Source organism: Butyrivibrio sp. INlla21 (assembly GCF_900116875.1).
Taxonomy (GTDB): Bacteria; Bacillota; Clostridia; order Lachnospirales; family Lachnospiraceae; genus Butyrivibrio.
This window is the reverse complement of sequence record NZ_FPCC01000005.1, coordinates 37,835-59,890: the sequence shown is the minus strand read 5'-3', so window position 1 is coordinate 59,890 and position 22,056 is coordinate 37,835. Positions and strand designations below refer to the sequence as shown.

The 22,056-nt window shown below is 42.1% G+C and carries 18 protein-coding genes; 13 read left to right on the top strand and 5 right to left on the bottom strand.

The annotated features are described in order from the left end of the window. Positions 1-45: 45 nt before the first annotated feature. The 3 genes from BM377_RS03870 (at position 46) to BM377_RS03860 (ending at position 3,363) form a co-directional block, all read left to right on the top strand. Positions 46-1,458, top strand: a complete 1,413-nt coding sequence (locus BM377_RS03870) for a type 2 periplasmic-binding domain-containing protein (protein ID WP_092244021.1) — start codon at positions 46-48, stop codon at positions 1,456-1,458. A 101-nt stretch (positions 1,459-1,559) separates the two neighbouring features. Continuing rightward, on the top strand, positions 1,560-2,468 hold the full coding sequence (locus BM377_RS03865; protein ID WP_092244018.1) for a carbohydrate ABC transporter permease: 909 nt from the start codon (positions 1,560-1,562) through the stop codon (positions 2,466-2,468). A gap of 16 nt (positions 2,469-2,484) precedes the next feature. Next, positions 2,485-3,363, top strand: coding sequence for a carbohydrate ABC transporter permease (locus tag BM377_RS03860; RefSeq protein WP_330392940.1), 879 nt, complete (start codon positions 2,485-2,487; stop codon positions 3,361-3,363). 137 nt (positions 3,364-3,500) lie between these two features. Here BM377_RS03860 and BM377_RS03855 read toward each other — a convergent pair whose 3' ends face one another. The 3 genes from BM377_RS03855 to BM377_RS03845 form a co-directional block, all read right to left on the bottom strand. Beyond that, complete coding sequence (locus BM377_RS03855) at positions 3,501-4,436, bottom strand: UbiA prenyltransferase family protein (RefSeq protein WP_092244015.1); 936 nt, start codon at positions 4,434-4,436, stop codon at positions 3,501-3,503. Positions 4,437-4,452: 16 nt separating this feature from the next. Next, positions 4,453-6,177 carry a DUF6044 family protein gene (locus tag BM377_RS03850; protein ID WP_092244010.1) on the bottom strand — a complete coding sequence of 575 codons (1,725 nt, stop codon included), beginning with the start codon at positions 6,175-6,177 and terminating at the stop codon, positions 4,453-4,455. 256 nt (positions 6,178-6,433) lie between these two features. Then, the gene (locus BM377_RS03845) at positions 6,434-8,086 is read right to left on the bottom strand and encodes a ribonuclease J (protein ID WP_092244007.1); all 1,653 of its coding nucleotides are present in this window, start codon (positions 8,084-8,086) and stop codon (positions 6,434-6,436) included. 183 nt (positions 8,087-8,269) lie between these two features. Here BM377_RS03845 and BM377_RS03840 point away from each other — a divergent pair, with 183 nt between their 5' ends. The 3 genes from BM377_RS03840 to BM377_RS03830 all read left to right on the top strand — a co-directional run bounded on the left by BM377_RS03840 (position 8,270) and on the right by BM377_RS03830 (position 11,383). Then, on the top strand, positions 8,270-8,722 hold the full coding sequence (locus BM377_RS03840) for an ACT domain-containing protein (RefSeq protein ID WP_092244004.1): 453 nt from the start codon (positions 8,270-8,272) through the stop codon (positions 8,720-8,722). Positions 8,723-8,791: 69 nt separating this feature from the next. Beyond that, positions 8,792-10,000 carry a homoserine dehydrogenase gene (locus BM377_RS03835; protein WP_092244001.1) on the top strand — a complete coding sequence of 403 codons (1,209 nt, stop codon included), beginning with the start codon at positions 8,792-8,794 and terminating at the stop codon, positions 9,998-10,000. 63 nt (positions 10,001-10,063) lie between these two features. Continuing rightward, positions 10,064-11,383 (top strand): aspartate kinase, encoded by a 1,320-nt coding sequence (locus BM377_RS03830; RefSeq protein WP_092243998.1) that lies wholly within the window; start codon positions 10,064-10,066, stop codon positions 11,381-11,383. A 107-nt stretch (positions 11,384-11,490) separates the two neighbouring features. Here BM377_RS03830 and BM377_RS03825 read toward each other — a convergent pair whose 3' ends face one another. Then, positions 11,491-12,288 (bottom strand): hypothetical protein, encoded by a 798-nt coding sequence (locus tag BM377_RS03825; RefSeq protein WP_092243995.1) that lies wholly within the window; start codon positions 12,286-12,288, stop codon positions 11,491-11,493. A gap of 214 nt (positions 12,289-12,502) precedes the next feature. Between BM377_RS03825 and BM377_RS03820 the strand changes: the two genes are divergently transcribed. The 5 genes from BM377_RS03820 to BM377_RS03800 all read left to right on the top strand — a co-directional run bounded on the left by BM377_RS03820 (position 12,503) and on the right by BM377_RS03800 (position 19,959). Continuing rightward, positions 12,503-13,015, top strand: coding sequence for a DUF6106 family protein (locus BM377_RS03820; RefSeq protein WP_092243992.1), 513 nt, complete (start codon positions 12,503-12,505; stop codon positions 13,013-13,015). A 59-nt stretch (positions 13,016-13,074) separates the two neighbouring features. Continuing rightward, on the top strand, positions 13,075-14,532 hold the full coding sequence (gene guaB / locus BM377_RS03815) for an IMP dehydrogenase (protein WP_092243986.1): 1,458 nt from the start codon (positions 13,075-13,077) through the stop codon (positions 14,530-14,532). 29 nt (positions 14,533-14,561) lie between these two features. Beyond that, a complete protein-coding gene (locus BM377_RS03810) occupies positions 14,562-17,291 on the top strand; it encodes a putative bifunctional diguanylate cyclase/phosphodiesterase (protein WP_092243983.1) in 2,730 nt (909 codons plus the stop codon). A gap of 83 nt (positions 17,292-17,374) precedes the next feature. Beyond that, a complete protein-coding gene (locus tag BM377_RS03805; RefSeq protein WP_092243981.1) occupies positions 17,375-19,081 on the top strand; it encodes a glutamine--tRNA ligase/YqeY domain fusion protein in 1,707 nt (568 codons plus the stop codon). 20 nt (positions 19,082-19,101) lie between these two features. Next, positions 19,102-19,959, top strand: a complete 858-nt coding sequence (locus BM377_RS03800) for a DUF2225 domain-containing protein (protein ID WP_092243978.1) — start codon at positions 19,102-19,104, stop codon at positions 19,957-19,959. Between the two features lie 62 nt (positions 19,960-20,021). Here the strand turns inward: BM377_RS03800 and BM377_RS03795 are convergent, their stop codons facing one another. Continuing rightward, positions 20,022-20,333 carry a hypothetical protein gene (locus BM377_RS03795; protein ID WP_092243975.1) on the bottom strand — a complete coding sequence of 104 codons (312 nt, stop codon included), beginning with the start codon at positions 20,331-20,333 and terminating at the stop codon, positions 20,022-20,024. 174 nt (positions 20,334-20,507) lie between these two features. Here BM377_RS03795 and BM377_RS03790 point away from each other — a divergent pair, with 174 nt between their 5' ends. Together BM377_RS03790 and BM377_RS03785 are read left to right on the top strand one after the other, a co-directional pair. After that, positions 20,508-21,110 (top strand): TetR/AcrR family transcriptional regulator, encoded by a 603-nt coding sequence (locus tag BM377_RS03790; RefSeq protein ID WP_092243972.1) that lies wholly within the window; start codon positions 20,508-20,510, stop codon positions 21,108-21,110. 15 nt (positions 21,111-21,125) lie between these two features. Continuing rightward, a complete protein-coding gene (locus tag BM377_RS03785; protein WP_092243969.1) occupies positions 21,126-22,040 on the top strand; it encodes a carbohydrate kinase family protein in 915 nt (304 codons plus the stop codon). Positions 22,041-22,056 lie beyond the last annotated feature (16 nt).

The following is a 22,056-nucleotide window of genomic DNA, read 5'->3' as shown; positions in this document are numbered from 1 at the left end:
ACATACAATGACAAACTCAAATAAAAGAGGGAGGTATTAAAGGTTATGAAGAAGAAATTTCTTAGCGTAGTTCTTTCTGCAACTATGGTAGCCGGAATGCTTACAGCATGTGGTAACACAGCTGCTACAGCTCCTACATCAGATGCACCTGCAGCAGAAGCAACAGACGCAACAGCAGAAACTCCTGCAGCTGATACAACAGCAGTTGCAGCAGATGAGGGAAAGGTACTCAACATTTATTGTTGGAATGACGAGTTCCAGAGAAGAGTTAAGGATCACTATCCGGGATATACTGAGGTAGATGCTACCACAGGTACAATCGGTGATGTAACTGTAAAGTGGAACATTACTCCTAACCAGGACAATGCTTATCAGAACAACCTCGATGAGAACCTTCTCAAGCAGGCTGATGCAGCAGCAGATGATAAGATTGATATATTCCTTGTAGAAGCAGACTATGCTCTTAAATATGTAGATGAAGACGTTACATTGCCTGTAGCTGATCTTGGTATCACAGATGCTGATATCGCTGATCAGTACAAATACACACAGGATGTTATGACAGATTCTAACGGCGTTCTTAAGGGACTTTCATGGCAGGGTTGCCCCGGTGTTCTTATTTACAACCGTGAGGCTGCTAAGGAAGTTCTCGGATCAGACGATCCTGCAGAAGTTCAGAAGGCTGTAGCTGATTGGGATGCATTCTCAAAGACAGCTGCTGAGATGAAGAAGGCCGGATACAGCATGACAGCTACAACAAACGATGCTTATCGTGTATTCTCTAACAACGTATCAGGTAAGTGGGTACAGGATGGCAAGGTTGTTATCGACGAGAACATCATGAAGTGGGTTGAGATGTCTAAGGATATGGCTGACAAGGGTGAGGTTGCTTCAACTTCAGACCTTTGGAGCGAAGACTGGAACAAGGGATTCTATCCTGACGGAAAGGTATTCTGCTACTTTGGACCCGCTTGGATGATCAACTTCTCAATGGCTGCTGACAAGGAAGGCTCAATCGCTAATGCAGGTGGTTGGGGAGCAACAGAGGGACCTCAGGGCTTCTTCTGGGGCGGAACATGGATCTGCGCAGCTCAGGGAACAGATAACGCTGTTCTTATCGCAGACATCATGAAGGCTCTTACAACAAACAAGGATATCATGCTTGATATCGTTACAGCTGACAGTGATTTCGTAAACAACAAGCCCGCTATGGAAGAGGCAGCAGGCAAGGACGAGTTCGCATTTGATGTACTTGGCGGACAGAATCCTCTTGCAATGTTTGCTAAGGGAGCTGAGAACTGCGACCTTTCAAATCAGTGTGCATACGATCAGGGATGTAACGAAGAGTTCCAGAGAGCAATGAAGAACTACTTCGACGGAAACGCTACTCTTGATGAGGCACTTGCAGCATTCAAGACAGCTATCAAAGAGAAGTATCCTGACGTAACAACAGACTAATCTATAGATTAGAGGTAATCTATTAAGTTATTTCTTATTAGAGGGTATTACGGGGCGCATTAGGGTTAGTGCGCCCCATATATTAAGAAAAGGGAGCGCTTATGAAGAAAACAAGCAAAGTAGTTAGATACAATAAGTGGGGATATATTTTCCTGATACCTTTTATTGTAATATATTTGGTTTTTCAGATGATACCCTTAGTAACAACTATTTATAATTCATTCTTTGAAAACTACAGATCGGGCCTTAAGATAATCGGACCTAATTTTGTAGGTATACAGAACTTCATAACTATTATTACAAACGGAGATCTTCCGACATACTTTAAGAACACAATGATCATGTGGATAATGGGATTTGTTCCTCAGATCATCATTTCACTTGTACTTGGTGCATGGTTCACAGATCCATCACTCAGACTTAAGGGACAGGCATTCTTCAAGACAGTAATGTACCTTCCCAACCTTATTATGGCATCAGCTTTTGCGATGTTGTTCTTTACTTTGTTTTCGCTTTCCGGACCTATCAATTCCATTCTTTTACAGATCGGAGTGATCAAGGAAGCGTACCAGTTTATGGCACACGTTTGGTCAGTTCGTTGGCTTGTTGCTTTCATGAACTGTATCATGTGGTTTGGTAATACGACAATTCTTCTGATGGCCGGTATGATGGGTATCGATCCTTCGCTTTTTGAAGCAGCGCAGGTTGACGGTGCTACGGCTACTCAGATTTTCTATAAGATCACATTGCCACTTCTCAGACCTATTCTTATTTATGTTATGATCACATCTCTTATCGGCGGATTGCAGATGTTTGATGTTCCTCAGATCTTAACTAACGGAACAGGTGATCCTATGAGATCATCAATGACACTGATAATGTATTTGAACAAACACTTATATAGTAAGAACTATGGACTTGGCGGAGCACTTTCCGTATTTATGTTCATTATTACAGGTATTCTTAGTCTTATAGTGTTTAAGTTCACCAATTCCGGCGAGAAGAATTGAGATAAGGAGAGAGAATATGGCGAACAATCAGAATAATTATATGATGAGTACGGAGAACAACGGTGCTTCCGTACATGCGAGAAGAGTTCTTGCATATACAGTACTTGTTTTGGTATCTTTTTTGTGTCTGTTCTGGTTTTATCTTCTTTTTATTAACTCAACCAGATCAAATGCAGAGCTTACAAGGGGATTTACACCATTCCCAAGTACATATTTAAAAACAAACTGGATAAATCTTAAAAATGGTACTTTACCAATCTTCTCAGGTATGGTAAACTCATTAATCGTGGCAACTTTAACAGCAGCTCTTGCGACTTATTTCTCGACAATGACTGCTTATGCTATACATGCTTACGATTTTAAATTGAAAAAATTCATGTTTACATTTATACTAATGGTAATGATGATACCAACTCAGGTAACTGCTCTTGGATTCATCCAGCTCATTGGTAAAATGGGACTTGACGATAAGTTTACACCTCTTATCGTCCCTGCAATTGCTTCACCTGCAGTATTCTTCTATATGAAGCAGTACATGGATTCCGTTCTTCCGCTTTCACTTGTTGAGGCTGCAAGAATTGACGGATCGGGTGAGCTTAGAACCTTTAATTCAATAGTAGTTCCTCTTATGAAACCTGCTATTGCGGTTCAGGCAATCTTTAGTTTTGTAACAAGCTGGAATAACTACTTTACTCCGGCACTTGTATTACATACAGATAGCAAGAAGACACTTCCTATCCTTATAGCACAGCTGCGTAGTGCTGACTGGCTTAAGTTTGATATGGGACAGGTTTATGTCATGATTGCATTTTCCATATTTCCTGTTATAATTGTATATCTGATACTATCCAAGAATATCGTTGGTGGTCTTACACTCGGCGGTGTTAAGGGATAATTGAATTTGTTATTTACTCTTCTTCTTCCGTGGCAACACGGGAGGAGATACTCTTTCCTTTTATAAGCGTTAAGAAAGGCCGTGGTATTTCCCCATACCACGGTCTTTCGCTTGCTTAAAAATATGTTGTTGAAGAATTATTCAATCGGGATGCTTACAAGGGCATTTGACGTGAGGATATGTAGAAATTCAACGTCTATGAATGTAAATATGATAAATACAATGAGCATAATAAGCAGAATAAACATTAGTTTTTTCTCTTTATAGAGCTTTTCGGGGCGTTGAACAGCCGAATCAGGGTCCAGTGACATGGCTGTATAATACGAATAAAGTAGGAATACAAAGGGCATACACAGTAAATACTCAATGCGATACTTTATCAGGAAAACGCCCAGGCAAAACGTTGATACAAGTGCATAGAACAGTGCGGAAGTAAGCAATTTCTTTTCTGTGTAATAAATAAATGAACGTCTGTATAAGCCTGCTGTTTCCGGGTTTCCGATCATCCGATACTCCGCAAAACGCTTGGTTGCCATCAAAAAGGCCCCTGTCATCCAATATCCAATAAGAATACTTGAAGGAGGTACGGATGAAGCTGTTATCACGAACCAGCCCATAAGAAGTCTGAGCATATTGTTGACTGATTCCGATAAAACATCGAAATAAGGAATGTCTTTGGTCCTGAAAGGCTTTACGTTATATAGAACTCCCATGACCAGCAAAACGGCGCTTGTAACGGTGAAGGGTAGGTTTATCAAAAGCGAAAGGCTTATTCCTATTATTATAAGCAGAAAGTATTCGAGCAGAACTATGCTAAGCTTCATGTTTGTAGTGACAACCGGCCGATTTTTCTTGGTGGGATGGAACTTGTCGAAAGGAGCGTCCAGCCATTCGTTTATAACATAGTTGGCACTGGCTATCATGCATGTCGCAAGGAAGGCTGTAACAAGCTTTATTAGGTTGATATCGGCCGGAGAATGCTTCGTAAGAAGCACGGCTATTATTGTTCCGGGCAAAATAAACAGATTTTTTATCCAGTGATCGGGTCTTGCTATTTTAATGTAATTCTTCATTTTATTTCTCCAAATGTTAAATTTCATAAACCCATATGCTATATGGTGATGAATCGTTTTTATATTTTCCTATCAGGCTTGCATTCAGCTCTTTTGCGTTGGATATTTCTATCCTTGAAAAGATATATTTGCCGCCCAGTGCTTTCATCGAAGAGGTATCGATCAGAAGGCGTTTGTCATCGGGGTCTTTGGTTCGCTCGGGATTCCAGATACTTTCTACACTTCCTGAGAAGATATATGCTCTTGCGCCCCATTCGTCATAGTATTTTCTGGCTTCTTTAGATTCGTTCAGCGCCGGTTCTATTACCTTCCTAAAAGAGTTTTTATAGGACTGGTAGTAGTAGCTTAGGCACCCATCTAGTGTGGAGATTGAATTGTAAGATAGTACGGCGGGATGGAAACCGTAAGCTATGCTGTATTCTCCGCTATAGCCAATGTCTTTTTTTATCTCCGCAAAGAGGTCTTCCGAGAAGAATTCACCGTAAGAGAGTGTCTCGGATTTTTCGTGTTTAACAAGCTGCCAGGCGTTGACGTACAGAGTGTTAAAAAAGTCATTGTAAAGAGATTGAACACCTAAGACGGAGATAAGGGTAAACGCAGTCAGTGTTACGGCAAATTTCTTCTTTTTGTCATCGATCAACCTTTTTATAACGATAAATACTTCCAGATACCATAAGAAAGGGTTGAAGAACAAAGTTCTGTTAAATTGCCAGCCTTTAAGCGGAGGAACTATTTTTTCAAATAGGGTGCGTACAAAAAAGCTGTTGTAAAGGCCGTAAACAGTGCAATTAAGGAGTATAAACAAAAGGACGAGATTAAACGGATCTTTAATAAGCTGTTTTAATTCTTTGTTTTTTATATGTAGAAAGTTGATCACAAAGAAAGCTGCTATTGTGACCGGCAAAGCAAAGAATCTGTGCAGGTCGTCGCAGTGGAACATATTGTTTACGAAAACATCCCCGATAGTTGACAGTATTTCAGGTGGCGTAGCATTATCGACAACCATCGTATCTCGTATTGTCGCCTGTCCGGATGTGAAAATGATAAGGAAAAGCCTGTATTCAATAAGGACATAGCCGGAAGCGAGGATGAATACTGATGATAAGAGCGGGAGCGATATCTTTTTTGACACGATCCATCTGTAAACAAAGTAAATAAACACATATCCGAGAATGAAAGGCCCAAAGAACGTAAAGTAAGACAGCGTCGGATATAAGAATAAAAGTAAATAATAAAGCCTACCTTCGCGCCTTTCGATTTTTCTTATGAGCCACACAAGAAGCGGAATTGATGAAAAAGAGAAGGAGAAGGCGGGATAAAGCGGCAAAAGACCATAGATAAAGCTAAACAGAACAACGGCCTTATCGTACTTTTTGTATGAATCTTTGAGGATGTCTTTTCCCAAAAGAATGCCCGAGAACAGTGCTATAAGTATTTTTATAAAATGTCCCGCGATATATGCGGTGTAAGTCGGCAACGCGGCGTGGAGTAATGAATAAAGATAGAACTCCGATAGGAGGAAATTTCTGTCTATACCGCCAAGAAGAGGAATTATCTGTCCGTGGGAAAAGAAAGCGTGGTTATCCCTAAGAAGTTTGTAATCCGTGATGTGTATATCAAGATTATCGTGTACACCTATGTATGTCCCCATCTCGCCTGCGCAGAGAAAGGTTATCAGTTCCGCAATAATAATTCCGAAAACAATAATGAAATGCCAATTTTTTTTAAAATAATCTCTCATAATTCTCCCAATAAAAAAACGGCAGAATATGAAAAACAGACATCTAAAGATGCCTAAATTTCATATTCTGCCGCTTGATATCATTTCTTTTCACAAAGCTAACGTCTCATGACTTTTTCAAGGATTGATCCCAAGAATATGCCCATGACCACGGAAGCGATATAAAAGCGTTAACCGTATTGGCTGAAACAAACAACAAATACAACATTATGTGATTGGTAGATCACCGATGTAAATAAGTCTTACATCGCCTGTATTATAGCACAATTTCATTAGTTAGTACAATGACAAGAGGGCGCTGATCACACTCATTTATAATATATTTTTCCGCAGCCTTCTGTACAAGAGAATCAAATTTATTACCTGTCACTCCTTGAGCGATAAGTCTTGCTATTTCAGATTTAACGGCATCTTCAAGTCCCGGAAGGATATCTGTTGAAACTTTGGTGTTTACAAAACCTCTTGTGGTGATGCGTGTGGGGGCTACGAGTCGTCCGGAGCTCGCACCGAAGCAGGTCTCAATTATAACGATACCGTTCTTTCCCATTTTGGTTCTGTCACTTATGATATTTTTTCCGATATTACCAATGCCCAGACCGTCTATAAGGACTTCTTTTAACGAAATATGATCTATGAGCTTTGCTTCGTCAGCCGAAAGGGACAGAACATCGCCGTTATCAAGCATTAGGATGTTTTTTCTGTCTATTCCGACTTGCTGAGCTATAGCGGCACCGGATTTTCTGTATCTGTATTCGCCATGCGCAGGTATGGCATACTTTGGCTTGGCAAGATTGTACATTAGCTTTAATTCATCGATGCAGGCATGGCCTGTTGCATGAATGTCCTGAAAGATAATATTTGCACCTTGTTCCTCCAATAGATTCATTGTTTTTGAAAAAAGATTTTCGCTTCCGTGAATGGCGATTGAACTGAATAAAACGGTATCGCCGGGAAGAAGTTTTATATTATCATGTGTTCCTTCGGCAATTTCTGTAAGACAGTTGATGGGTTCGCCATGGTTTCCGGTGGTGAGGAAGATTATTTCTTTACTCTCATAAGTAGGAACGTCTTTTATATCTATAAGAACGTCCTCTGAATAATTGAGATAGTTAAGCTTTTTTGCCGCCTCGAATATGCTGAGCATGGTATCGCCCAGAAGTACAACTTTTCTGTTGTATTTTTTGGCCAGAGTTATTATCTGCTGTACTCGATCCATGTTGGAAGCAAAAGTTGCAATGATAAGGCGGTTTTCTTTATGAAGGTTAAAAAGCAGGTCAAGAGAAGCGCTTACCTCCGACTCGGATGGCGAGGAGCCGGGAACCAGAGAGTTTGTGCTATCCGTGATCAGAGCGAGCACACCTTTGGAACCCAGAGCTGCGATCCTTCTAAGGTCTGTGGAATCGCCTGTAATGGGACTGTAATCGATCTTAAAATCTCCGGTATGGATGACAGTTCCTGCGGGAGTATGTACAGCGAGCATTACAGCATCGGGAATACTGTGGTTTGTAGTAATAAACTCGACTTTAAAGCTCCCGAGAACAATTGTGTTCTTCTGGCGAATCACTTTGGTCTTGTATTTTTTTATACCGTGAGCTGTAAGCTTTTTTTCAACAAGAGCAATAGTGAGCGGAGTTCCGTAGATGGGAACGTTTAATGACTCAATAATATAAGGGATTGCTCCTATGTGATCCTCGTGTCCGTGAGTGAGAACGATACCTTTTAGTTTATCTGAGTTTTCTATAAGATAATCGACATCCGGTATGGAAGTATCGATACCGGGCATATTATGAGGCGGAAAAGACATTCCGCAGTCAATTGCGATTATAGTGTCGTCATTTTCTATGAGCATCATATTCATGCCTATTTTGTCAAAGCCGCCAAGCGGTATAATTCGTATGTTCTCAGACATATATGAACCTCCGTATCATAATATGGTCAAATTATAGCATGTTTACCAAAGTACAGTGGCATGGAATACGTTTTTTTATAGAAAATTGTGCTTGTCTTCATAACTTTACCATGCTAAAATTCTTTACGGTGCACACAAATGTCCGCAGCAGAGATACACGTTTTTGACAAAAAGAGGTAGAACATGCAACAGGATACATCTTACTATGTACTGCGAAGACAGGCCGTTCCGGAAGTGTTGCTTAAGGTTGTCGAAGCCAAGAAGCTGCTTGAGTCCGGTAAGGTCAAGACGGTCAACGAAGCGGCAGCAATGCTTGGGATCAGTCGTAGCTCTTTTTATAAGTACAAAGAAGATATTTATGAATTTCATGACAGTTTGCAGGGAACGACGTTCACGCTTACATTCCAGATGAACGACGAGGTCGGACTTCTTTCTTATGTACTTAATCTGATAGCGGATTTCGGAGCCAACATTCTTACGATTCACCAATCAATTCCACTTAACGGAGTGGCATCCATATCGATCACAATTCAGGTTTTGGAAGCTACAAAGGACATAATGGAGATGATCTCCATTATGGAGGGAAAAGAAGGCATACATAAGGTGCACATCACAGGAAGAAGTGCATCATTCTGATGAATGATCTGCCGCATGGGTGTTCCCATGTTCAGGCGTTATGAATAAATACAAACTTTGGAGGAAATCATGGCAAAAATAGCAGTCTTGGGATATGGAACAGTAGGAAGCGGAGTTGTTGAAGTTATTGATACCAACGTCGCAGAAGTAGCAAAGAGCGCGGGAGAAGCGGTTGAGGTTAAATATATTCTCGATCTTCGCGATTTCCCCGGTGATAAGCATGAAGCTCAGGTAGTACATGACATCAACATTATTCTTGATGATCCCGAGATTGATGTTATTTGCGAGACAATGGGAGGAATCGAGCCTGCATTTACATTTGAAAAGCAGGCACTTGAGAAGGGCAAGAGCGTTTGTACATCAAATAAAGAGCTTGTAGCCGCAAAAGGCCCCGAGCTTGTTGAGATTGCCAAGAAGAACGGCGTAAGCTATCTGTTCGAAGCCAGCGTAGGTGGTGGTATACCTGTTCTTCGCAGCATCAACGATTCACTTAAGCATGAGAAGATCGATGCCATCACAGGTATCTTAAACGGAACAACAAACTATATCCTTACCAAGATGGATAAAGAGGGTATCGGATTTGCTACAGTTCTTAAGGCTGCTCAGGATAAAGGTTATGCTGAGAGAAATCCCGAGGCAGATATCGAAGGATATGATGCTTGCCGTAAGATTGCGATCCTTTCAAGCCTTATGAGCGGTAAGCACGTAAACTACGAGGATATATATACAGAAGGTATCACTAAGATCAATATCGAGGATTTTGCTTATGCAAAGAGCCTTAATATGGCCATCAAGCTCCTTGGTATGTGCAAGATGAACGAGAACGGCTTCTTTACTCTCGTTGCTCCTTTCATGATTCCTTATGAGAATCCTCTTGCGAACGTTAACGGAGTATTTAATGCCATCAATGTTCACGGAAATATGCTCGGAGACGTTATGTTCTATGGTAAGGGCGCAGGTAAGAATGCTACAGCAAGTGCGGTAGTGGCGGATGTTGTAGACATCTTAAAGCACAAAGGAAAGCATATCGAAGTTAATCTTAACGCAGAGAAGGCTGTTCTTACATCAAAGGACAACGCTGTAAGAAAGTTCTTTGTAAGAGTAACCGAGGATCTTAAGGATCAGGCTCTTGAAGTGTTCGGACACAATGTTGAGATCATAGAGTGTGAGGAAGTGGTAGGAGAGTTTGCATTTATCACAGATCTCACTTCAGAGAAAGACTTTGAAGAGAAGCTTTGGAAGCTTGACAGCGTAAAGGGATATTTAAGACTTTATTGATTTTTGTCTTTTTAATAAAAATATATTAGTAATAGTAGAAAATGTAGAAAAGGATCAAATGAAATGAAAAAAGTAGTTAAATTCGGCGGAAGCTCACTTGCAAGTGCAGAGCAGTTCAAGAAGGTCGGAGAGATCATCAAGGCAGATCCCGACAGAGTTTATGTAGTTCCTTCCGCACCGGGAAAAAGAAATTCAAAAGATACCAAGGTTACCGATATGCTTTACAAGACATATGCTCTTGCTGAAGCCGGTAAGGACTTTAAGAAGCAGCTTGCCGATATTAAGGCGCGTTACGATGAGATCATAGACGGCCTTAAGCTCAAGCTCGATCTTTCCGATGAGTTCAAGACTATCGAAAAGAACTTCAAGGAAAAAGCGGGAAATGACTATGCTGCCAGCCGCGGAGAGTACCTTAACGGTATCATTATGGCCAACTACCTCGGATATGAGTTTATCGATTCGGCTACAGTAGTTGCTTTTGATAAGAACGGTGAGTTTGACGGTGAGAAGACCAATAAGCTCATGGCTAAAAAGCTTGAGAATACACCTAAGGCCGTTGTGCCCGGATTCTACGGCGCGTATCCCGACGGAAGTGTTAAGACATTCTCAAGAGGCGGATCCGACATTACAGGATCAATCGTTTCAAGAGCTATTAAGGCTGATGTGTATGAGAACTGGACTGATGTTTCAGGCTTCCTTGTAGCGGATCCCAGGATCATCGACACACCTCCTCACATCGAGACCATTACATATACAGAGCTTCGAGAGCTTGCATACATGGGAGCATCGGTCCTTCATGAAGATGCTATCTTCCCTGTACGTAAAGAGGGCATTCCGATCAATATCAGAAATACCAACAAGCCCGAGGATCCTGGAACATGGATCGTTGAATCAACAGCCAAGAAGTCTAAGTTCGTTATCACAGGTATTGCAGGTAAAAAAGGCTTCTGCTGCGTAAATATCCTTAAGGATCAGATGAACTCCGAGGTTGGATTTGTAAGAAAGGTTCTTCAGGCATTTGAAGACCAGGAGATCTCAATCGAGCACGTACCTTCAGGAATTGATACTATGACTGTATTTGTTCAGCAGGATGAGTTCATTGAGAAAGAGCAGTCGGTTGTATCAGAGATTCACAGACTTGCTCATCCGGATATGCTTGAGATTGAGTCGGATCTTGCGCTTATCGCGGTTGTTGGACGCGGAATGAAATCAACAAGAGGAACAGCGGGAAGAATCTTCTCGGCTCTTGCTCATGCCAATGTTAACGTTCGTATGATCGATCAGGGTTCATCCGAGCTTAACATCATCATCGGTGTAGAGAATCGCGACTTCGAAAAGGCGATCCGTGCCATCTATGATATCTTTGTAACGGTACAGTTGTGATCAGGGCGGCCGAGCATGCATTTTAGACCAATGCATGCTCGGCCGCTCCGTTAAAATTGTGCATATTAAAGAAATTATAGACAAACACCATTATCCGGTAATAATGATTATTCATAAAGATAATTAATAAATGTTATTGTGTTATCTAATCTTGTGGTATTTCCAATTATTCCGACAACCGGAACACTGTTTTCATAAGCGCCGGCATTTTTTAATACATTGGAATCTTTCATGATAATTCCGATGGGGATGGGGCGTTCCATTTCCTCTTTCGGTACTATGTCGAATTTGCCTTCGGTCATTGCTTCGTGTGCGATGACGGCGTATTTGTTGTCTTTGTTGTAGGTACCGTCCATGGCGTCGGTCTGGTATTCGTCGGACGCAATGTAATCCATGTATGCGCCGTCTATATAGAAGATATCATCTCCGAAGGACTTAAGCTCGTCTTCGGAAAAAACGGTTCTGAGATCCTTGAAGACGTCTTGTGCGGCATAATAAGCAAATGTAGGAACGTCGGCACCAAGTGCATCCATCTCCTGTGCTGCGACATTGGCCATGATCTTCTGGCTTGTTGCAAGCGTCATCTGGTCAATATGAGTCTGATCGAATGATGAAGAGGCATCTATAAGACAACTGTATTCGGAACGATCGACGTCAGCGTACTCCATATAACCGTTTTCCAGATCTTGTGAGGAAACCTCGTATCCGCTGTTTAACATGACCGCATATATTGCATTCGGCTTGGTAAGGATGAAGCTCCTTACGGTCAAAATTATAGCTATGAGGGCGATAAGACCGACTATAACGTGAATCTTGTAATAATCCCAGAAGTAATTCCATTTGGTCTTAAAATCCTTATCTTTCAGCTTTTTTTGCTGATCTCTTATTTCCTCATAAATTGACATGACTGCTCCTTAAATTAACAGAAAAATAATATTTTTTGCCCTGAAAAGCATATATAATGAAAATAGGTGTTTTTCAGATTATTAAATGATATAAACGTTGGGGTATAATTGTCAATTTTTTTGTTTAAAAAACACCTTGAAAGATTTGAAATATTAATATAAGATAGTCGATAAAATGGCGAGTAGCCAAGACTATAGGAGGATGATATCTGACATGTCTAACGATGCTAATTATGTAGAGTGCCTGGTTCCAAGCAAGGCTTCACCCCTTGTTGTTATCGGCAAGTACGTCTGTTTTGCTCTGGCAATCTTTTTTCTGGCAGGATCTGTATTGGTGAATATGGGAATTATCGGACTGATTCTTTTCATAGCCGCATGCGTTGGCTATTACTTCCTTAAGCTCAATGCCGACATCGAATTCGAGTATCAGTACTGTGACAGAGAGATCACGGTTGATAAAGTTCTTAATAAAGCTTCCCGTAAGCATATCTGTAATTATTCTGTTGATAAGATAGAGGTGCTCGCACCTTCTAAATCCTATCATCTTGATGAGTATAAAAACAGGACGCTCAATGTTCACGATTATTCTTCAAGGAACAAAGATGCGCAACCTGATCCGACTTATACATTTATCTATGACGGAAAAGAAAAGATAATCATCGAGCCTTCAAACGAGTTTGTTCAGGCAATCAAGAACGTGGCTCCCCGTAAGGTTTTCACGGACTAATTTTTTCTTTTTAATAAATATACCTAGTAAACAAGATTATAGTAGATTGGAGTTTTGAAATGGGACAGATTATAGGCGAAGGAATTACTTTTGATGACGTGTTGTTGGTACCTGCTTACTCACAGGTTATTCCCAATCAGGTTGATGTAGGAACATGGCTTACCAAGAAGATCAGACTTAACATTCCTATGATGAGTGCCGGAATGGACACTGTTACAGAGCACAGAATGGCTATCGCAATGGCAAGGCAGGGCGGAATCGGTATTATTCATAAGAATATGTCGATCGAGGCTCAGGCAGAAGAGGTTGATAAGGTTAAGAGATCTGAGAACGGTGTTATTACAGATCCTTTTTCACTTTCACCGGAGCATACACTTGCAGATGCAGATTCACTTATGGCTAAGTTCCGTATTTCGGGTGTTCCCATCACAGAGGGCAGAAAGCTTGTAGGTATCATTACTAACAGAGATCTTAAGTTTGAAAAAGACTTTTCTCAGAAGATCAAGGATGTAATGACAAGCGAGAACCTCATCACAGCCAAAGCAGGCATCACTCTTGAGGAAGCAAAGAGCATCCTTGCTAAGTCAAAGAAGGAAAAGCTTCCTATCGTTGACGACGACTATAATCTTGTTGGACTTATCACTATAAAAGATATCGAAAAGACTATTAAATATCCCCTTGCAGCCAAGGATGATCAGGGAAGACTTCTCTGCGGCGCCGGCGTTGGTATCTCAGCTAACTGCCTTGACCGTGTTGCAGCCCTTGTTGATGCTAAGGTTGATGTTATCGTACTTGATTCGGCTCACGGACATTCCGAGAACGTACTCAAGTGCCTCAGAATGATAAAAGAGAAATTCCCGGATCTTCAGGTTGTAGCAGGTAACTGCGCTACCGGAGCAGCTACAAAGGATCTTATCGAAGCAGGTGCTGATGCCGTTAAGGTTGGTATCGGACCCGGATCCATCTGTACAACACGTGTGGTTGCTGGTATCGGTGTTCCTCAGATTACAGCTATCATGGACTGCTACAATGTTGCCAAGGAGTATGGCATCCCGATCATCGCAGACGGTGGTATCAAGTATTCGGGAGATATTACCAAGGCTATCGCAGCAGGCGGTAACCTCGTTATGATGGGATCAATGTTTGCAGGTTGTGACGAGGCTCCCGGAGACTTCGAACTCTTCCAGGGTAGAAAATACAAGGTATATCGTGGAATGGGATCTATTTCAGCTATGGAGAACGGTTCTAAGGATCGTTACTTCCAGGAAGATGCCAAGAAGCTTGTTCCCGAGGGCGTTGAGGGACGTGTTGCATACAAGGGAACAGTTGAAGATACAGTATTTCAGTTGATGGGTGGACTTCGTTCAGGAATGGGTTACTGTGGATGCGGCTCTATCGAAGAGCTTAAGGAGAACGGTAAGTTCATCAAGATGACATCTGCAGCACTTCGTGAGTCACATCCTCATGATATTCAGATCACAAAAGAAGCACCTAACTATAGCGTAGATGACCATTAATTGTAATTGCTCTTGAGAGAGGGGGAAATTTGCAAGAGACGATTATTGAAGCGGAATCTATAAATGCAGCAGCCAAGGGCTCTTCTTCAACAGCAAGTGGAGCTCTTGGTGATTTTGCGCTCAAAAATGCCGAAGAAATGCAAAGATGGCAGGACGATTTTTGCGCCATGGCAGGAGTCTACGCTTATTGTCTCGACAATACAGGCAATCCCTTTACTTCTTTTTCGGGCAATCCGAGTGAAGTAGATATAATCAAAAAATACGTTACCGATGCCAGAATAAAGGAAATATTCAGAAGAGTGTCGGAAAGCGATCTGGAAGATCAGGCAGTGGAACTTACGGAAGTTCCAAATCTTAAGCTTGCCGCCGTTGCCGTCAAAGACGGACAAAGAACGTCGGCAGTCTGGATAGTCTGCGGTATTTTCTCGGACTATGACTATGATAAAGAATATTTTCATCTTCCGCCCATAGATTCTTTTGGGTATAAGACCACAGAGACTAAATTTTATAGGACATTGGACCTTCTCAGGGAGACACTTAATGTACTTATCAACATTGAGACATCAAGGTCTCAGGCTGTTGCCATAAGTGAAGAGAGTAAGCAGCAGGAGCTTGAGATGACCAACTCGTTCAGGCGTGCGGAGACCATGACCGAGATAGTATCGCTCCTTGACAGCGATGACGGAATAGAAGAGATCATGTCTGATGTTCTTAAGAAGCTCTGCGCTTACCTTGAAGTAAGCAATGGTTTTACCTGCAAGGAGCATCATAACACGCTCATGGATATAGTCGTTCAATGGACTGCGCCCGGGGCAAAAAAGATGTTTACGGAGACCACCGATCAGGATTTGTGCTGGTTTATGGGTTCCGAAAAAGCGGTTGTTGTATCAAGCGATACTCAGATGAACGCCGGAGAGCGTGAACAGCTCGACGAACTGGGGATAAAAGCACTTGTTTCAATGCCTGTTATAGTCAATGATTCAGCTCTTTTCTATGTATGCGTGACTGAGAACAATGAGAGCAGGATATGGTCGATTGATGATGTAAAATTCGTCAACGACGCCATCAAGGTGCTTCAGAGTATTATCACAAAGAGACTTCAGAAGAATTCCTTAGCAAGCTCTTTTGCCTCACTGGAAGCGGTCCTTGATAATGTCGGAAGCTCGATCTACGTAAGAGATATCGGCACCGGAGTGATCCTGTTTGCAAACAGAAGCTTTAAAAAGAACTTTAGCAGAGAGCTTTCTGAGAATTCAATCGCCGAGCTCTTTGAATCAAATATTCCGCCCAGAAGTAGGAGCGGTAACTACGAGATCCATCACAAAGACAGAGAAAAGTGGTATGACGTCTACTACACAAGGATCAAATGGGTGGACGGACGCCCGGTGTCCTTGTGCGCGATATATGATATTACAGAGAAAAAGCTTTACCAGCGAAGGATTGAGCAGCAAGCGTATACGGACTTCTTGACCGGCCTTTACAACAGAATGTGCTGCGAAAAAGACCTTGCGAGGTACGTTGACGAGGCACATCAGAAGGGCACTCACGGAGCGCTTATGTATCTTGATCTTGATGATTTCAAGCATATCAACGACAGCTTGGGACATCAGTACGGAGACGTGCTCCTTCAGGATATTTCGAAAGCGATCAGCAGGATAGACGGAATCACCAATTCCTGTTATCGTATGGGCGGCGACGAGTTCGTTATTATTGTTCCACCGCAGAGCTTTGAGCTGCTGGAAACTATAATTGAGCAGATAAAAAATACCTTTGCTACGCCGTGGTATCTCAAGGACAGCGATTACTACTGCACTATGAGTATGGGTATCGTCAAATTCCCGGACCACGGAGACAATGTTTCCGAGCTTATAAGAAAATCCGACGTTGCGATGTACGAAGCTAAGAAATCCGGTAAAAACAGGATCGCTGAGTACTCTGACAATATTGATTCGTCATCGGTACACAGACTCGACCTTGAGAAGAGCATGTATGATGCGATCAAAAAGAGCTGCAGCGAGTTTGAAGTTTTCTTCCAGCCCATTATCAGCGAGCCTATAGATTTCAACAGAGGCGTCAAGCAGTATAAGCATCTGGGCGCGGAGGCCCTTGTCAGGTGGAACAGCTCCAAGCTTGGCTTCCTTAATCCGGATGAGTTTGTACCGCTTGCGGAGTACCTTGGTCTTATCACACCTATCGGTAATCATGTTCTTAAGAAGGCATGTGAATGCCTTAGAATGTGGAACGAAGCTGGCACGGGAGAGTATTCCGTCAGTGTAAACCTCTCGGTAGTACAGATCATGCAGAACGACATCGTAGATGTCATCAAAAAGAATATAGAGGACAACAACATCAATCCTCACAATCTTGTTCTGGAGCTTACGGAGAGGCTTGCCATCAACGATCTGACAAGGACCAAGCAGACACTTCTTGATATAAAGGCGCTCGGCGTAAGACTTGCGCTCGACGATTTCGGAACGGGTTATTCGGCGCTCAGCAGTATAAGAGCTCTTCCTTTTGACATAATAAAGGTCGATCAGAACTTTGTTAAAGATCTTGCGGAGGACGATTATTCACAGGCCTTTATCCGAATGATGGCTCAGCTTGGAGGAGCTATCGGCGCAGATATCTGTGTTGAGGGAATTGAGACACAGGCTCAGCTCGATGCCCTAAAAGGCATGGGAGTTAAGTACGTGCAAGGATTCTACTATGATAAGCCCATGAGACGCGCAGCCTTCGAAGAGAAGTATGTATATAACTAGAGTCCGGGATAGTTTTTTCGTGTTTAGAATTATGGTATACTTAAAAATACCGAATAAATTAGAAAGTTGGTTTTATTGAGGAAATGGCAGAAGAAACAGTAAAGAATATAAACGAAGAAGAGGAAGGAAACGCTGCTCCTTCAAGGCATTTTATTGAGCAGGCTATTGATAAGGACCTTCAGGACGGAGTATACGACCACGTTTGCACAAGATTCCCGCCCGAGCCTAATGGCTTTTTGCATATAGGACATGCCAAGAGTATTCTTCTTAACTACGGAATGGCCAAGGAATATAACGGCCAGTTCAATATGAGATTTGATGACACCAATCCCACTAAGGAGAGATCCGAGTTTATGGATTCCATAATCGAGGACGTTAAGTGGCTTGGTGCCGATTACGGCGATCATCTTTATCATGCTTCGGACTATTTTGATCAGATGTATGAGTGCGCCGTTAAGCTTATCAAGAAGGGCAAGGCATATGTTTCAGAGCTCACCGCAGATGAGATGCGTGAGTACAGAGGAACACTCACAGAGCCCGGTAAGAATGACCCTAACAGAGACAGGAGCATTGAAGAGAATCTTCAGCTCTTTGAGGATATGAAGAACGGCAAGGTCGAGGACGGAGCAATGACACTTCGTGCCAAGATCGATATGGCATCTCCCAACATCAACATGAGAGATCCCATCATCTACAGAGTTGCACACATGACACACGCAAGAACAGGCGATAAATGGTGCATCTATCCCATGTACGACTTTGCTCATCCCATTGAGGATGCGATCGAAGGTATCACTCATTCGCTCTGTACGCTTGAGTTCGAAGATCACAGACCGCTTTACGACTGGGTAAAAGAGGAATGCGAATATCCCAATCCTCCCAGACAGATCGAGTTTGCAAAGCTCTATCTCAACAACGTCGTAACGGGCAAAAGATATATCAAGAGACTTGTAGATGACGGAATAGTAGACGGATGGGACGATCCCAGACTTGTTACTATCGCAGCGCTCAGAAGAAGAGGCTTTACACCCGAGTCTATCAAGATGTTCGTTGATATGTGCGGTATCAGTAAAGCTCATTCCACAGCTGAGTATGCTATGCTTGAGTACTGCATAAGAGAAGACCTTAAGCTCAAGGCAAAGAGAATGCTTGCGGTTCTCAATCCCGTTAAGCTTATAATCGACAACTATCCCGAGGGACAGATCGAGTACCTTGAAATTGAGAATAACAAAGAAGTTCCCGAGATGGGCACAAGACAGATTCCTTTCGGAAGAGAATTATACATCGAGAGAGAAGACTTTATGGAAGAGCCTCCCAAGAAGTACTTCCGTCTTTTCCCCGGAAACGAAGTAAGACTTATGAACGCATACTTCGTAACTTGCACAGGTTGTGACAAGGATGAGGACGGCAACATTACCGCCATCCACTGCACATACGATCCCGAGACCAAGTCGGGAAGCGGCTTTAATGCAAGAAAAGTCAAAGGAACAATACATTGGGTTTCTGCAGAGAAGGCAGTTAACGCCGAAGTCAGACTTTATGAGAACATCATTGATGAAGAAAAGGGTGTATATAACGAGGACGGATCACTTAACCTCAATCCCAATTCTCTCACCGTTGTAAAAGATGCTAAGCTTGAGCCGGAGCTTGCAGATGCACAGCCTTACGATAAGTTCCAGTTCGTAAGAAACGGATTCTTTAGCGTAGACAGCAAGGATTCAAAGCCCGGTGCACCTGTGTTCAACAGAATTGTTTCACTTAAGAGCTCTTTTGTTGTACCTAAAAACTGATTGATGAAAGAGGTAAAAGAATGGCTGATATTTTTTCAGGACTTGAAAAAATGGGACTTGGAAATATTAGTGGCGGAGATCTTTTTGAGGATCCCAGCAAAAAGACTGTCAATGTAAAGTCTAACGAGCCGCAGAAGAAGCTGGTTCTCGTTAACGAGGAAGACTATCTTTTTGATAAAAGCTACAAGTGCCCTATATGTGATTCTGATTTCCAGGTTAAGACGGTTCGTACAGGTAAAGTAAGAATGAAGGCCGTTGACGTGGATCTTCGTCCCGATTATTCGGAGGTCGATCAGAACAAGTACGACATAATCGCTTGTCCCGAGTGTGGATACGCAGCGCTTGGAAGATATTTTACAACACTTACCAAGTATCAGATTGAGGATATCAGATTCAAGATCTGCATGAATTATAAGAAACAGAAATATGAGGAGCCTATCTACAGCTACGATCACGCCAAGAAGCTTTATCAGCTTGCACTTGCGAACGCGGTCGTTAAGAAGGCCAAGAACAGCGAGAAGGCTTATATCTGCCTTAAGACTGCTTGGGTCGTAAGAGGAGAGACGCAGCGTCTCGATCCTTCGGCAGCAGATTATGAGAACAAGAAAAAAGAGAACGATGCTCAGGAAAAAGAGCTTCTTACTAATGCACTTAACGGTTTTGTTATGGCAAGACAGTCGGAAGATTTCCCTATCGCAGGCATGGATTCCACAACTCTTGATTATCTTATCGCCGCACTTGCTTATGAGACCAATCAGTTTGACATCGCAAGTAAGATGATCTCAGAGCTTCTTACTTCGAGAACAGCTAACAGCCGTATCAAAGATAAGGCTCGTATGTTAAAAGAACTTATGGCCGAGAAAAAAGGTCAGCAGTAAGATTCATAAAACGTAAAAAAACGCCCTAAGCTTAATGCTTAGGGCGAATTCTTTATTCATTATTACTGTTCATCTTCGTCGTCGAAGAATTCCTCAGATGAAGTCTTATCGTCACTTGAAGGTTCGTCGCTGTCTAAAGGCTCATCTGCCTCTTTCGAACTGATATCAACATATTTTCTGGAGCCGAATCTTGTTTCGGATGAATCTGTAAGCTCGTCATCATCAAAATCATCAAACTCCTCAAAGTCGTCATCATCAAAGCTGTCAGCTATTTCAGCTTCTCTTTTTGTGAGATAGTAGTAGACTCCTGCTGCGGCTGCACCGACTGTGGCGCAGAATAATATGAATTTACCAAATCCACTTCCTTTGGACATAATATTACTCCCTCCTATCCAAACACTAGATTAATTCTAATACAAATTGTGCATAATTGAAAGTGCGTTGTATTAAAATTTGATAAAGTAACGTAAAAACGTTTGAATGAGATTATCGGAAATGATATATTAAAAACAGACCAACACAGTCAATTACCGGCCGGAGAAGATACGATGAACGAGAGATTTTTTGAACTGAAAAAGGAAAAACAAGACAGGATGATCAATGCTGCACTTGAGGTTTTTTCCAAGCACGGCTATTATCATTCCAGCACGGACGAGATAGTAAAGACAGCGCAGATCAGTAAAGGCCTGCTGTTCCACTACTTCATAAGTAAGCTTGGTTTGTATTCTTTTTTATATGATTACGCTACCAGATTTGTAACTCTTGAGCTTACGCAAAACGTTTCAAAGGATGAGAACGGTTTTTTTGAACTGTACAAAAATATACTGGCGGCCAAGGCCGATTCCCTGTCGCAGTATCCTTATATATTTAAGTTCCTTAAAAACGCCGATGAAGAGACCAATGTTGAGGCTGTCGGCGAGATCTTTGACAGAAGAGACAAATACAGAAGGATAATGGAGGCACTCAGAGCAAGAGCCGATGTCACCGTGTTTAAGCCCGGAACGGACTACAACAAGGTGTGGGATATACTTGATTTTACCGTGGAAGGAATACTTGAAAGGAATATCAAAAACGATACTTTCAGAGCGGAACTTTTTTTGGAAGAAGCTTTGGAATATATAGAGATGATACAGCAAGCAGTGATTACATAACAAGGAGGCTAAAAAATGAGTAAATTTTTAGTGGCTGGTGTAACACAGATTGAAACTATTGTCCGAGTTGATAAGATTCCCGTTCAGTATGCGCCGATAACGAGCGTGAATGATTCCATTTTTACCGAGGTCGGAGGAGATGCGTATAACGAATCTCTTGCGCTTGAATGGCTTGGAGATGAAGTTACGTTCATGTCCGTTGTGGGAAGAAATCAGGACCTAAGTATCATCAATCCTCCCGATAGGAAGATAACTCTTTCTACGGAATACATTATTCCTCAGATGAATGAAACACCGACTGAGGTTGTTTTGTATGATAAAGACAGAAAGCAACAGATCTTTGAAGATATTAAGGATCTTCGAGATGTTGTTTACGATATGTCTATGGTAACGCCCATCGTGAGTTCATGTGACATGATGGTGCTTGCCAATGCGAATTTCTGCAGACCTTTTTCCAAGGTTGCACTTGAGCACGGAAAGCCCGTTGCCGTCAATATAAGGAATTACGATCCGGAAAAGGAAGTTTACAACGAAGACTTCCTTAAGCCTGCTCGTGTTCTTTACTTTAGTGACGATACCCTTACAGAAGATCCATATGCATTTATCGACAGAATGGCTGAGACTTACGGAACAGAGATCATTATTCTGGGTCAGGGAAGTGAAGGCTTGATACTGTTTGACAGAAGCAAGAACCTTAGGGTTCATTATAAGACCGTTAAGACCAATGAGGTTGTAAATACGATCGGAGCAGGAAATGCGCTCTTTGCATGTTTCCTTCACTACTATATGGAAAACGGCGACAGCGTCAATGCTATCAAAAATGCGCTTTTGTTTGCTTCCTACAAGATCGGATACATGGGAACTTCAAATGGCTTCATGACGACCGATCAGCTGGCTCAGTGGAGAAATCTGATATGGGGAATTAAGTGAACAAATAGATAAAATA